We start from the raw sequence: 13,840 nt of genomic DNA, 5'->3' as shown, positions 1-13,840 counted from the left end.
GAAACGATGACCCAAGTCTATTTTATCGTCTTTTTGCCTCTGTTGGCCGCGATCATTGCGGGTTTCTTCGGTCGCCAGCTTGGTGACCGGGGCGCCCATCTGGTGACCTGCAGCAGTATCGTGGTGGCGGCTGTCCTGTCCTGGTACACCTTCCTGTCCATGACGCTGGGCGACCTGGAGCCGGCGGTTGTCCCGGTCTTCACCTGGATTTCCAGTGGTGAGTTCAGTCTCAATTGGGCATTGAACGTGGATGCGCTTACCGCGACCATGCTGATTGTTGTGACCACCGTTTCCGCTGTGGTTCATATCTACTCTGTCGGCTATATGCATCATGATAAGTCTCAGCCGCGCTTTATGGCCTATCTGAGCTTCTTCAGCTTTTCCATGCTGATGCTGGTCACGGCCGATAACCTGGTACAGATGTTCTTCGGTTGGGAGGGCGTTGGCGTCGCTTCCTATCTGCTGATCGGTTTCTGGTATCACAAGCCGTCTGCCAATGCGGCGGCAATCAAAGCCTTCATCGTCAACCGTGTTGGTGATTTGGGTTTTGCATTGGGGATCTTCCTGGTGTTTGTGGCGACGGGTTCTGTGTTGTTTGAAGACATCTTTCCGGCCATTCCGGGGCTGGTGGGCGAGAGCTACAGCTTCCTGGGGCTGGAACTGGATATGATCACCACCATGTGCATCCTGCTTTTCATCGGTGCCATGGGTAAATCCGCCCAGCTGGGTCTGCATACCTGGCTGCCGGATGCGATGGAAGGTCCTACGCCGGTATCCGCGTTGATCCATGCGGCCACCATGGTGACTGCCGGTGTCTTCATGGTCTGCCGTCTGTCGCCGATCTTTGAATATTCCGAATTTGCATTGATGGTTGTGACTGTCGTTGGTGCCTCGACCGCTTTCTTTGCGGCGACTGTTGGCCTGACGCAGAATGACATCAAGCGGGTGATCGCCTATTCAACCTGTTCTCAGCTGGGTTACATGTTTTTTGCCGCAGGTGTTTCCGCCTATCAGGCTGCCATGTTCCATCTGATGACCCATGCATTCTTTAAGGCTTTGTTGTTCCTTGGTGCCGGTTCCGTTATCCATGCCATGTCCGATGAGCAGGATATGCGCAACATGGGCGGTCTGGCAGGCAAGATCAAACTGACCTATGCCTTCATGATGATCGGATCCATCGCCCTGATGGGCTTTGGGGTGCCGGGTGTGTTCGGTTTCGCAGGTTTCTATTCCAAGGATTTCATCCTGGAAGCGGCCTGGGCGGCTGATACAGCGGTCAGCGATTATGCGCTGTGGCTGGGTATCATTGCAGCCTTCATGACTGCGTTCTATTCCGGCCGTCTCTTGTTCATGACATTCCATGGCAAACCGCGCTGTGACGAAAAGACGCTGGCACATGTGCATGAATCTCCGCTGATCATGACCGGCCCATTGTGGATCCTGGCGATCGGTGCGGTTCTGGCCGGTATTGTTGGTTATCCGTATTTCGTCGGTCATCATATGGCGGAATTCTGGGGTGATGCGATCTTGGTTCTGCCGGCGCATGACATTTTTGAAAAAGCCCATCATCCGGAATTCTGGGTGATTGCCACCCCGCTGGCAGCGGGCTTGAGCGGCTTTGCCCTGTCATTCGTCTTCTATGTGCTGAACCCGGCATTGCCCGGCATCGTTGCCCGGACCTTCAAGCCGCTTTACGCCATGTCCTATAACAAATGGTATTTCGATGAAATTTTCGACTTCCTGTTTGTTAAACCGGCATTCTGCATCGGCCGCATCTTCTGGAAGAAGGGCGACCAGGGCACGATTGACCATTTCGGTCCGGATGGCGTTGCCGCCCGTACCCGCGATGGCGCGCGTCTGGCCAGCCTTATGCAGTCCGGATACGTCTATCACTATGCATTTGCGATGCTGATCGGCGTGGTTCTGTTCGCTACTTGGTACATCCTCTCCGGGGCCGCCTGAGGCTAGGGATAAGAGAACGAGGAAATATAGACTATGACACTCGACTGGCCCTTATTGTCGCTAACGACCTTTCTACCGACGATTGGCGCGCTTCTCATCCTGTCTTTCGTTCGCGGAACCGAGGAGGAGGTAGCACGCAATTCACGGTGGGTGGCCCTTTGGACATCGATCATCACATTCGTCCTGTCGCTTTTGATCTGGGTGAATTTCGACACGACTTCGGCGGAATTCCAGCTGGCTGAGCGCTGGGAATGGCTGCCGGACTTCAACATCGCCTATTCCTTGGGTGTTGACGGCATCTCACTCTTCTTCGTGCTGTTGTCCACTTTCCTGACGCCGATCTGTATCCTGTCGGCCTGGAAAGCGATCACCAAGCATGTGCGCGAATACATGATCGCCTTCCTGATCCTGGAAACCCTGATGGTGGGGATGTTCCTGGCGACTGATATCCTGCTGTTCTACATCTTCTTCGAAGCAGTCCTGATCCCGATGTATATCATCATCGGTGTCTGGGGCGGACAGCGCCGGATTTACGCAGCGTTCAAATTCTTCCTTTACACGCTGCTGGGTTCTGTTCTGATGCTGGTGGCGATCATTTATATGTATCAGATTGCTGGCACCACCGACATTCCGACCCTGATGCAGACGGTCTTTGCGGAAAACGTCCAGACCTGGCTGTGGTTTGCCTTCTTTGCCTCCTTTGCAGTGAAGGTGCCGATGTGGCCGGTTCATACCTGGCTGCCGGATGCCCATGTTGAAGCACCGACCGCAGGCTCTGTGATTCTGGCGGGCGTTTTGTTGAAAATGGGTGGCTACGGTTTCCTGCGCTTCTCGATCCCGATGATGCCGCTGGCATCTGAACAGTTTGCCGATCTGGTCTTCTGGCTCTCTGTCATTGCGGTTGTTTACACATCCCTGGTGGCGCTGGTTCAGGAAGATATGAAGAAGCTGATCGCTTATTCTTCTATCGCCCATATGGGTTTTGTGACTGCGGCGATCTTTTCCATGAACGAGCAGGCCATCGCCGGTTCCATCATTCAGATGCTGAGCCATGGTGTGGTTTCTGGTGCGCTCTTCCTGTGTGTTGGTGTGGTTTATGATCGCCTGCACACCCGTGAGGTCGCGCGTTATGGCGGCTTGGTTCATAACATGCCGAAATATGCGCTTTTCTTCATGGTCTTCACCATGGCGTCGGTTGGTTTGCCGGGGACCAGTGGCTTCGTTGGCGAGTTCCTGATCCTGGTCGGTGCCTTCCAGATGAGCACTTGGCTGGCTGCAGGCCTCGCCACCGGTATGGTTCTTGGGGCGGCTTACATGCTCTATCTTTATCGCCGGGTGGTATTTGGTGAACTGACCAAGGATGATCTGAAGCAGATGCTGGATCTGAGCCCCCGTGAAGTGGCGATCTTCGTGCCGCTGGTCGCGATCGTGCTCTGGATGGGTATCTATCCGGCCAGCTTCCTGGATCCGATCGAAGTTTCCGTTAACCATCTGATCCAACAGTATGAGACGGCGATTGCCGCCGCTGAAAACAGTGCTGCGGCCATGGCCGCTGCCGGCCAGTAAGTTTTAAGAGGCTTGAACCAATGATCGAAACACATGATTTCATCACAGTCCTGCCGGAACTGATCCTGGCGATTGCCGCCATGGTGATGATGATGGTCGGCGCATACAGCCCGAAGGATAAGGCGCTGGGCCGGGTGACCGGTTTGGCCCTGATCACGCCGATCCTGGCCATTGCCGGCGTTTTGTTCGTCGGTGGCGGCACGGAAGCACGAATTGCCATGAGCGGTTTGTTCGTGGTCGATTCCTTTGGCGTTTTCATGAAGCTGCTGGTGCTGGTCGCATCCTTCCTGGCGATCCTGATGAGTGACGGATATATCCGCCGGGAAAATATGGCCCGGTTCGAATATCCGATCCTGATCACCTTTGCGACGCTGGGCATGTTGGCGATGATCTCTGCCAATGACCTGATGTCTCTTTATATCGGTCTGGAGCTGCAGAGCCTGTCGCTCTACGTTCTGGCGGCGATGCAGCGTGACAGCATCCGTTCCACGGAAGCCGGCCTGAAATATTTCGTTCTGGGGGCGGTATCCTCAGGCATGCTGCTCTATGGCTGCTCGATGATTTACGGCTTCACCGGCACCACCAACTATTCCGAGCTGGCAGGCTACCTGACCGGTGCGGAACCGGCCTCCGTTGGCCTGGTGATCGGACTGGTCTTCCTGCTGGCGGGCCTTGCCTTTAAGGTGTCCGCAGTGCCGTTCCACATGTGGACCCCGGATGTTTATGAAGGTGCGCCGACCCCGGTGACCGCATTCTTTGCCGTCGCGCCGAAAATTGCGGCCATGGCATTGTTCCTGCGCACCATGATCGGTCCGTTTGGCGGTGTGATTGCCGATTGGCAACAGATCATCTTCTTCATTTCGGTGGCTTCCATGGCGCTTGGCGCGCTGGCCGCGATCAACCAGACCAATATCAAACGTCTGATGGCATACAGCTCCATCGGCCATATCGGTTATGCGCTGATCGGTCTTGCCACCGGTACCGAGATCGGTGTGAAAGCTGTTCTGATGTATCTGGCGATCTATCTGTTCATGAATGTGGGCACCTTTGCGATCATCCTGTCCATGAAGGTCCAGGGCCGCATGGTTGAGAATATCTCCGATCTTGCGGGTCTTCACAAAAACCGCCCCTTTATGGCGATTCTGCTGATGATCTTCATGTTCTCCATGGCGGGCATTCCGCCGCTGGCGGGCTTCCTGGGCAAATTCTTCATCTTTGACGCGGCTGTGAAAGCCGGTCTGATCTGGCTTGCCGTGATCGGCGCGATTGCCAGTGTGATCAGCGCTTTCTATTACATCCGTATCATTAAGGTGATGTATTTCGAGGACGCGGTTGAAGTGATGGATCCAGTTGGTTCCAAACGAATGGGCCTGATCCTGGTCGTGACCGGTGTTGTCACCGCCACCATGATCGGCTGGTTCCCGGCCGTTTCCAATCCGGCAGCCCAGGCAGCGGCTTCGCTGTTTGCCGGATAAGACGGCTGATGCATAATCATGCACCTGAAATGCCCGCAGGTTTCACCCTGCGGGCATTCGAGTCTGTGGGCTCCACAAATGATGTGGCCCGGGAGCTGAGCTCGGATCCCAGTTACGGCAATATCGTTGTCTGGGCGGATAGCCAATGCGAGGGCAGGGGGCGCAGCGGGCGCGTTTGGACCTCACCGGCGGGCAACCTGTACAATACGGTTTTGATCCGGGATGTGGGCGCACTGGCCCAGGCGGCTTCTTTGTCTCTAGTTGCGGCTGTTGCCATGGGGGAAGCGGTTGCACGGTTCTTGCCGGATAGCGGCGGCCTTGGATACAAATGGCCCAATGACCTCCTTTTCGATCGGGCGAAGTTTTGCGGCATTCTCTTGGAAAGCGGCCAAGCCTTGGGCAATAACTGGGTCATGATCGGCAGCGGCGTTAATTTGGTTCGCCACCCGGAAGATACACCTTATCCTGCAACCAACCTGAAAGCCCTTGGCGCGGATGTCGGTGCGGCAGTTCTGTTGCAGGCCTATGTCGAACGCCTGGATCACTGGATCGGCCGCTGGCGTCAATCCGGTATTGCGGCGGTCCGGGATGCCTGGCTGAGCCGGGCGGTTGGCCTGGGCGAAAAGATCCAGGCACGGCTGGCCGATGGCCAGGTGCTTGAGGGCATGTTCCGAGATCTGGATGCCCATGGCGTGTTGATCCTGGATGTGCCCGGCAAAGGCACTCGCGTGATCAGCGCCGGTGATGTTTTCTTTCCGTGATGAATGTGGATTCGGGCATGCTTTTGGTGATTGATTCGGGCAATACCAATGTGGTTTTCGCCATATATGACGGGCAAGACCGTATTGGAGTCTGGCGTTGTGCCAATGATCCCAAGCGCACTGCGGATGAATATGCCGTATGGCTGACCCATCTGCTGGAGCATAAGGGGTATAAGCTGACGGATATCACGGCGTCGGCTCTGGCCAGTGTGGTACCGGAGACCCGGTTTAACCTGGTGAGCCTGTGCCGCCGCTATTTCGGTGGCGAGCCTTTGGTTGTTGGCGATCCCTCGGTCGACCTGGGGCTTGAGATCCTGTTGGCCCAGCCCGAACAGGTCGGTGCGGACCGGTTGGTGAACGCGGTTGCCGGATTTTCGAAATATGGTGGACCGCTGATCCTGGTCGATTTTGGAACGGCGACCACTTTTGACATTGTCGATGGCGATGGGAATTATTGCGGAGGCATCATTTCGCCGGGGATCAATCTCTCGGTTGAGGCGCTTTATCAGGCTGCAGCCCAGTTGCCGTTGGTCGAGATCAAACCGACCGATCATGTGATCGGCAATGGCACGATCACGGCGATGCAGTCGGGAATTTTTTGGGGCTATGTCTCTATGATTGAAGGCATGGTAAAGCGGGTTGAAGAAGAATTTGGCGCAACCATGAAAGTCGTTGCGACGGGCGGTTTTGCCGATTTGTTTGCGGAGCATACGCCGGTGATTGAAGCAACCGACCGGGGGCTGACCCTGGATGGTTTGGTACAGATTTATTACCGGAATAAAGTTCGGTAATTAGTTGAAATTATATTGAAATTGGGTAGTTAACCATGAGCGGATATTCGAAAACGGGCGTGCCGGGTGCGGATGAGTTATTGTTCCTTCCATTGGGCGGTTCGGGCGAAATCGGCATGAATTTGAACTTATATGGCCATGACGGAAAATGGCTGATGGTTGATTTTGGGATCAGCTTTGGCGATGCCTCGACACCGGGTATCGATGTGATCCTGCCGGATCCGGGCTTCATTGAGGATCGTGCGGATAAACTAGCGGGGCTGGTGCTGACCCATGCGCATGAAGATCATCTCGGCGCCATTCCCTATCTATGGGAAGGCTATGACTGCCCAATCTATGCAACACCCTTCACCGCCAGCGTCCTGCGCCGGAAATTATCCGAATCGGAATATGACACGGATGCAGAGATTATCGAGATTCCGCTGTCGGGCCGGTTTGAGGTAGGCCCCTTCGATCTGGAATTGATCACGCTGACCCATTCCATCCCGGAACCGAATGCGCTGGTGATCCGTACGCCGGTCGGGCATGTCCTGCATACCGGCGACTGGAAGCTGGATCCGGATCCGGCCATGGGGCCGACCACGGATGAAGCGGCACTGATTCGCGCCGGGGAAGAGGGCATTTTGGCCATGGTTTGCGATTCCACCAATGCGCTGTCGCCCGGTGAATCCGGGTCAGAGGGCGAGGTCCGGGAAAATCTGGCGGAAGTTGTCGCCGAACATGAGGATGGCATTGTTGCCGTGGCCTGTTTTGCCTCCAACGTGGCCCGGCTGGAAAGTGCGGCACGGGCTGGAATTGATAATGGACGCCGTGTGGCCTTGGTCGGGCGCTCGCTTTGGCGGATGACCGAATCAGCAAAGGAAAACGGCTATCTTGAGGACTTGCCACCATTCCTGACCGATGAGGAGGCCAAGAAATATCCGCCGGAAAAACTGCTCTATATCTGCACCGGCAGCCAGGGTGAGCCGCGCGCAGCGCTTTCCAGGATAGCCCGGGGGGATCATCCCAATGTGAAATTCGGCAAGGGCGATACGGTGATTTTCTCCAGCCGGGAGATTCCCGGCAACGAGATTTCCATTTCCAGGCTTCAAAACCAGTTGGTGGAGCAAGGCGTGACCCTGATCACCGCACGGGACCGGGATATCCATACGTCAGGCCATCCGCATCGTGATGAATTGATCCAGATGTATCAGTGGATACGTCCGCATATTGCTGTGCCGGTCCATGGCGAGATGCGCCATATGGTGGGACATGCAAAGCTGGCCCAGGAATGCCAGGTGCCGCACGGGATTGTGCCCAGGAACGGCATGCTGGTGTCGTTGAAAGAAGGCGGGGCGGCGATTCTGGATGATGTCTTTGCCGGGCGGTTGGCCCTGGATGGCAACCGGATCGTTTCCATCGACAGCACCACCATCCGGGACCGGCGCAAGATGGCCTATAACGGCTTTGTCCTGGTCACTCTGGTTATGGATGAGCGCAGTCTGCTGGCGGAACCCCAGGTCGCCGTTGAAGGGCTTTTGGAAGCGGATGATGATGAATGGGATGATCTGGTTGAGGTGGCGGAACGGGCGGTCAGGGGAATGCATAAATCCCAACTGCGCGAGGATGGGCAGGTTTGCGAGGCCGTCCGGGTGAAGCTGCGCCGCAAGATGCAGGAAATCAGCGGCAAAAAACCGCAGGTCCGTGTCCATCTCGTGCGTGTATGATAAGCATCACATAAGAAGAAAAATCAGGAGAGCAGGAATGATTGGCAATCTGAATCATGTGGCAATTGTGGTCCCTGACCTGGCGGCGGCGACCGCCACCTATCGGGATGTATTGGGCGGTCAGGTGTCTGATCCGATTGATCTTCCAGAGCATGGTGTCACTACGGTATTTGTTAATCTTCCCAATACGAAAATAGAACTTCTTCACCCTTTAGGAGAGGATTCTCCCATAGGCAAATTCCTGGAGAAGAATCCGTCGGGCGGCATGCATCATGTCTGTTACGAGGTTCCGGATATCCTGGTGGCACGGGATCACTTGAAAGCCGGAGGGGCCCGGGTTCTTGGTGATGGCGAACCGAAAATCGGGGCGCATGGCAAGCCGGTCTTATTCCTGCATCCCAAGGATTTTTGCGGCACATTGGTGGAACTGGAGCAGGTGTAAACGCATGGGGCAGATGAATATAGCCACAGCGATCATGGTCTATCTCTTTCTCTGGTGGGGGCTGTTTTTTATGTTCCTGCCTTTCGGGGTGCGCCATGAAGAAAAAGCGGAAGGCGGCAATGATCCCGGCGCGCCGGACCGCCCTTTGCTTTGGAAGAAAGCCGGCGCTGCCAGTATTGGCGCCGGCCTGCTTTTCCTGGTCTGGTGGTATCTCCTGGATACGGGGTTGTTCTCGCTGGTCAGTTAATCCGATCAGGCAGCCATTTTCTTCTTTTGTAAGCTCATGCGAGAAGCAAGCTCCCGCACGGATTGGAGCGCCCGGTTTTTTGATCTTTCAAACCGATCATCTTTGAATTCCTGATATTCGATCGCGACATGTTGGATCTCAGAGACCCCGAGATATTTGGCAACGGATTGAATATGGGGCGTCAGGTGATCCTCGCCGTCATTGATGCCACCCGGCTCAAAACCGAATTCACCCGATGCGGTCAGCAAGACCAGTTGTTTGCCCTGCAATGTGGGTTCTAGGGGGCGGTCGCCGCGTGCCAGATCAAATGAAAATGTCTTGTCGATCCGTACCACATGATCAAGCCAGGCTTTCAGGCTAGACGGCATGCCGTAGTTATACATGGGGGTTGCCATCACGATCACATCGGCCCAGGTGACTTCTTCGATCAGACGGTCCGAGAGGGCCAGTGTTTCCTGATCTTCCCGGCTGCGCGCCGTTTCAGGGGTAAAGGCGGCTGCTATCCAGGAGGCGTGCAGACTGGGCGGCGGGTTTGCCCCCACATCGCGCACCATGATCCGGAAGCTTGCGTTGTCCTGTTTCCATTGCTCGAAAAAGGCAGTGGATAACATCCGTGTCAGAGAACCTTCCTGGCGGGCACTGGCTTCAATGCGGAGAATATTTTCCATTTTATCGGCTCCAATTCATCTTGTCTGCCCTAGATTTGCGCCCGAATTACCTTGATTTCAAAGGCGAAATGATCATCTTTAAGATGAGTTTAATTCATCTGGAGGAATGATGAGGCAGCTTCCGCCATTGAATGCGCTGAGGGCCTTTGAGGCAGCGGCCCGGCATAGGAGTTTCAAGAAGGCCGCCGAAGAGTTACTGGTGACGCCGACAGCAATCAGCCATCAAATCCGCTTGCTGGAAGAAATTTGCGGTTGCCCGCTATTCCGGCGCCATCCCCGTCCGATAACACTGACCCGAGAGGGGGCCGGGCTTTTCCCGGTATTGAGCCAGGGGTTCGATTCCTTTGCGGCGGCTGTGGAAAAGTTGAAAGGGAACAAGGATCGGCCCCTTGTGATCGCAACGACAACGGCTTTTGCGGTTTACTGGCTGATGCCGCGGCTTCGCCTGTGGCGGCAGATCAGCGATGTGGAACTGGAGGTGCGTGCCAGTGAGACGCCGGTGGATCTGCATGACGGCGAGGTGGATGTTGCTATTCGCTATGCGTTGCGACCGCCAGGTGGAGTTGAGGTGGTCAAATTATGTGAAGATCACTTCCTGCCGGTGATTTCGCCAACGCTGCTGAATGGCCAGGCATGTGCGGCAGAAGAAATCAACCGGTTCACGTTGATCGATTTCCGTTCCAAAATGCCCAATCATGCGGATCATGTGACCTGGCAGAAATGGCTGGAGGCGGCGACCGGCAACCGGGACAAGGCCAAGGCTGTGTTAGGGGAGGCGAAATTCATCCGTTTTTCCGAAGGATCCCACACGATCGAAGCGGCCATTGCGGGAGAAGGAATTGCCCTTTCCAGTGGTTTGCTGGCGCATAAGGCCTTGTCTCAGGGGCAGTTGGTGGCGCCGTTCGAAACCACATTGCCCGGGATGAATGATTATGCCCTGTATCTGGAGGCCAATCCGCGGTTGGAATTGATACAGGCCTTTGTTGGCTGGATTCGGGATGAAATGGTGGATGATGCCGATGATCCCGGGTGAAGAAGTGTGAGAAGCATCTTCTGGATTGGCGCGAATTTTGCTATTTTAAAACCATGATGAAACACAAAATATTTGCGCTTTCCGTTGTGTTCCTGGTGGCTGTAGCCGGCAGGGCAAGTCATGGGCAGGAAAACCCGTTTAAAAATACTACCGGCAGCCAAGGGGAATCCGGTTTGGCCGTGAAGCAAGAGGCCCCCAGGGCCAAGCCGAAGCCGGATAATATGGGGCCGAAGGTGAATGGCAAAATCTGCCGCAGGGCCGTCAACCATGTGCCGCGGGATGATGTCACCTATCAGGCCGGCGTGGATGCCTATGGCAATCCGGTGACACCGGCCGACCTGCCCGGCAGTAACTTTGCCCTGGATATCCCGGACGAGGTTAGTTTCGACCTCAGTTTTAACCCGCTGAAATATGCTGGCAATTCCAACCTGGAGAACACATTTTCCGACGCCAGCATGTCCATGGGCACGATCAAATATTCCATCAGCAGCGGCCGGTTGACCTATAATGGTAAGCCATTGAATGATGATCAGCATGCGGCGATCGCCGCGGCATGCCGGGAATATGCCAAGAAGAATAAATACTGAAATTACAATTTCTTATTTGTAGAACCTCAGAAGTGACTTTTGTAATCTCAACCAGTCAGACTCGTTTGATGGTATGCCGAATCTCAGCCAGTCCAGCCGATATTCGAAGGGGCGGATCATGATGCCGTCATCGCCCAGATGCCGGAGCAGTTTTGAGGCATCATCGGTTTCAGCCAGCCGGAAGAGGTCTGTTCCGCCGACAATTTTACAACTGGCCTTGGTCAGCAAATTGTCCAGGCGGATGGCATCCTTTGCGATTTGTCGTCGGGTGGCTTCGATCCAGGCAGTATCCCCATAGGCGGCTGTAGCGATTTCCAGGGTTGGGCCGGGCACGATCCAGGGGCCCATGGCGGTCTCGAGCATTGATGCCAGCGTGGTATTGGTGATGCAAATGCCCAATCTGACACCGGCCAATCCGAAAAATTTCCCGAACGATCGCAGGATCACGAGGCCCGGATGATCCACCGCATCATCAAGGCAATCGTCGGGTGTGACATCGCCAAAAGCTTCATCCAGCACCAGCCAGCCGCCGCGACCGGCCAACTCGCCGGCGATTTCCAAAAGCAGCTTCCGTTCGGTAAGGGTGCCGGTTGGGTTGTTGGGATGCACAATGACAATCACATCCGGAGATGATTCCCTAGCCGTAGCCAGGCTTTCGAATTCCCGGACCTCGTGGCCGGCCAGGGACCAGGCGTGATGATGTTCCTGATAGGTCGGCGCAATGACGGCAACTTTGGATTTTTGCCGCAGCCGCGGCAGCCATTGGATCAGTGCCTGTGATCCGGGGGCGATGGCCAGATGAGCTGGGGACGGTGCCTGGTAATAGGCGCTTGCGGCTTTTTTCAAGCGCACCGAGTCGCTCGGGTCCGGCAATCGGTTAAAGCCGTCATCAGAGAGCGGGGGCACAGGGTAGGGAGCGGCATTGATGCCGGTGGACAGATCCAGCCATTGCTCACCTGTAAAGCTGAACTGGGCCTTCGCCCAATCACGGTTGCCGCCATGATGCAGTTTTTTTGCCGGCATGTTCTTAAGCTTTCCCTATTTTTGCCATATTGGCGCATTAGCAAATCAAAGCCGGGTCGACAAAGCAAAAATCGCTGAATGCGGGATGGATTGGTGTGGGTTTGGCTGCGTCTATCACTTGCACTCTTGGCAGAAGAGTCTAAAAAAGCCGGGATAGGCCTTTGATATTTGTCCTAGGTCCTGCAAGAGTATCAAACCGATCTGAACTTTAAAAAGAAGAGCCTGAAGATGCGTCTGTCACCTGCCGTTCGCCTGTCGGAATATTTTATGCCCACCTTGAAGGAAAACCCGAGTGAGGCAGAAATCGCGTCGCACCGCCTGATGCTGCGGGCGGGTATGGTCCGCCAAGCATCCGCCGGGATCTACAGCTGGCTGCCCATGGGCTTCCGGGTTTTGAAGAAGATCGAGCAGATCGTCCGTGAGGAACAGGATGCGGCCGGTGCCAACGAAGTGATGATGCCGACCATTCAATCGGCTGACCTGTGGCGCAAATCCGGCCGCTATGATGATTATGGCAAGGAGATGCTGCGTATCACCGACCGCCATGACCGCGAAATGCTTTATGGCCCTACCAATGAAGAGCTGATCACCGATATCTTTCGGGATGGCGCGCGCTCCTACAAGGATGTGCCGCAGATGCTCTACCATATCCAATGGAAATTCCGTGACGAGGTCCGCCCGCGCTTTGGTGTGATGCGCGGCCGTGAATTCTACATGAAGGATGGCTATTCCTTCGATCTCACCGTGGAAGACGGCATCAAATCCTATAACAAAATGTTTGCCTCTTACCTGCGCACCTATGCCCGAATGGGCCTGAAAGTGATCCCGATGCGTGCCGATACCGGGCCGATCGGCGGTGAAAACAGCCATGAATTCATTATCCTCGCCGATACCGGTGAGAGCGAGGTTTTCTGCCACAGTGATTTCCTGGGGCTGGATCCGCTGGCGGAAAAAACCGATTACAAGGCCGATCTGCAGCCGATCGTGGATAAGTGGACGGCCATGTATGCCGCCACAGAAGAGATGCATGATCAGGCGAGGTTCGAGTCGGAAGTGCCTGAAGATAAACGTATTTCTGCTCGTGGCATCGAGGTTGGCCATATCTTCTTCTTCGGCGATAAATATTCTGCGCCGCTGGGTGCCGTCGTGCAGACCAGTGATGATAAGCAGGTGCCGGTCCAGATGGGGTCCTATGGCATCGGCGTTTCCAGGCTGGTTGGCGCGATTATCGAAGCCTGTCACGATGAAAACGGCATTATCTGGCCGGAGGCTGTCGCGCCCTTCAAAGTCGGCCTGATCAATCTGCGCACGGGTGATGATGCCTGCGACAAGGCTTGTGAAGATATCTTTGCCAAGCTTCAGGTGATGGGTGTCGAGGTTATGTATGATGACCGATCCGAGCGCGCAGGCGTTAAATTTGCCAATATGGATCTAATCGGTCTGCCCTGGCAGCTGGTCGTTGGCCCCAAAGGCCTGGCCAATGGTGTGGTTGAGCTGAAAAACCGTAAGAGCGGTGAAAAGCAGGAGCTGCCGCTGGACAAGGCGCTGGAGCTGGTGGCCGGTTAACGGGAAGGGATTT

At 55.3% G+C, this 13,840-nt stretch carries 13 protein-coding genes; 11 read left to right on the top strand and 2 right to left on the bottom strand.

The features are described from left to right. Positions 1-6: 6 nt before the first annotated feature. The 8 genes from nuoL to DFP90_RS00465 are packed head-to-tail and all read left to right on the top strand — an operon-like array spanning position 7 to position 8,950. Positions 7-1,962 carry an NADH-quinone oxidoreductase subunit L gene (nuoL, locus tag DFP90_RS00500; RefSeq protein ID WP_115934474.1) on the top strand — a complete coding sequence of 652 codons (1,956 nt, stop codon included), beginning with the start codon at positions 7-9 and terminating at the stop codon, positions 1,960-1,962. 33 nt (positions 1,963-1,995) lie between these two features. Then, positions 1,996-3,528 (top strand): NADH-quinone oxidoreductase subunit M, encoded by a 1,533-nt coding sequence (locus DFP90_RS00495; RefSeq protein ID WP_115934473.1) that lies wholly within the window; start codon positions 1,996-1,998, stop codon positions 3,526-3,528. A 20-nt stretch (positions 3,529-3,548) separates the two neighbouring features. Continuing rightward, a complete protein-coding gene (gene nuoN, locus DFP90_RS00490; RefSeq protein ID WP_115934472.1) occupies positions 3,549-5,003 on the top strand; it encodes an NADH-quinone oxidoreductase subunit NuoN in 1,455 nt (484 codons plus the stop codon). A gap of 8 nt (positions 5,004-5,011) precedes the next feature. After that, positions 5,012-5,764, top strand: a complete 753-nt coding sequence (locus DFP90_RS00485) for a biotin--[acetyl-CoA-carboxylase] ligase (RefSeq protein WP_115934471.1) — start codon at positions 5,012-5,014, stop codon at positions 5,762-5,764. Between the two features lie 17 nt (positions 5,765-5,781). Beyond that, positions 5,782-6,555 carry a type III pantothenate kinase gene (locus DFP90_RS00480; protein ID WP_115935457.1) on the top strand — a complete coding sequence of 258 codons (774 nt, stop codon included), beginning with the start codon at positions 5,782-5,784 and terminating at the stop codon, positions 6,553-6,555. Positions 6,556-6,590: 35 nt separating this feature from the next. Beyond that, the gene (locus DFP90_RS00475) at positions 6,591-8,261 is read left to right on the top strand and encodes a ribonuclease J (protein ID WP_115934470.1); all 1,671 of its coding nucleotides are present in this window, start codon (positions 6,591-6,593) and stop codon (positions 8,259-8,261) included. A gap of 37 nt (positions 8,262-8,298) precedes the next feature. Continuing rightward, positions 8,299-8,703: a methylmalonyl-CoA epimerase gene (gene mce, locus DFP90_RS00470; RefSeq protein WP_115934469.1), complete on the top strand. Its 405-nt coding sequence runs from the start codon at positions 8,299-8,301 to the stop codon at positions 8,701-8,703. A 4-nt stretch (positions 8,704-8,707) separates the two neighbouring features. Next, a complete protein-coding gene (locus DFP90_RS00465; RefSeq protein WP_218044540.1) occupies positions 8,708-8,950 on the top strand; it encodes a DUF1467 family protein in 243 nt (80 codons plus the stop codon). Between the two features lie 5 nt (positions 8,951-8,955). On the opposite strand, the gene DFP90_RS00460 is transcribed toward DFP90_RS00465, so the two are convergent. Then, positions 8,956-9,618, bottom strand: a complete 663-nt coding sequence (locus DFP90_RS00460) for an FMN-dependent NADH-azoreductase (protein WP_115934468.1) — start codon at positions 9,616-9,618, stop codon at positions 8,956-8,958. Positions 9,619-9,724: 106 nt separating this feature from the next. On the opposite strand from DFP90_RS00460, the gene DFP90_RS00455 reads away from it, so the two are divergent. Together DFP90_RS00455 and DFP90_RS00450 are read left to right on the top strand one after the other, a co-directional pair. Then, positions 9,725-10,651 (top strand): LysR substrate-binding domain-containing protein, encoded by a 927-nt coding sequence (locus DFP90_RS00455; protein ID WP_115934467.1) that lies wholly within the window; start codon positions 9,725-9,727, stop codon positions 10,649-10,651. A gap of 173 nt (positions 10,652-10,824) precedes the next feature. Next, a complete protein-coding gene (locus DFP90_RS00450) occupies positions 10,825-11,238 on the top strand; it encodes a hypothetical protein (protein ID WP_147300892.1) in 414 nt (137 codons plus the stop codon). Between the two features lie 12 nt (positions 11,239-11,250). Here DFP90_RS00450 and cobD read toward each other — a convergent pair whose 3' ends face one another. Next, positions 11,251-12,261: a threonine-phosphate decarboxylase CobD gene (gene cobD, locus DFP90_RS00445; protein ID WP_115934465.1), complete on the bottom strand. Its 1,011-nt coding sequence runs from the start codon at positions 12,259-12,261 to the stop codon at positions 11,251-11,253. 228 nt (positions 12,262-12,489) lie between these two features. Here cobD and proS point away from each other — a divergent pair, with 228 nt between their 5' ends. Continuing rightward, complete coding sequence (proS, locus tag DFP90_RS00440; RefSeq protein ID WP_115934464.1) at positions 12,490-13,827, top strand: proline--tRNA ligase; 1,338 nt, start codon at positions 12,490-12,492, stop codon at positions 13,825-13,827. Positions 13,828-13,840 lie beyond the last annotated feature (13 nt).

This window comes from Aestuariispira insulae, from assembly GCF_003385955.1.
GTDB classification, from domain to species: Bacteria; Pseudomonadota; Alphaproteobacteria; order UBA8366; family Aestuariispiraceae; genus Aestuariispira; species Aestuariispira insulae.
The sequence above is the reverse complement of the archived record's forward strand: the minus strand, read 5'-3'. Positions and strand labels throughout refer to the sequence as shown.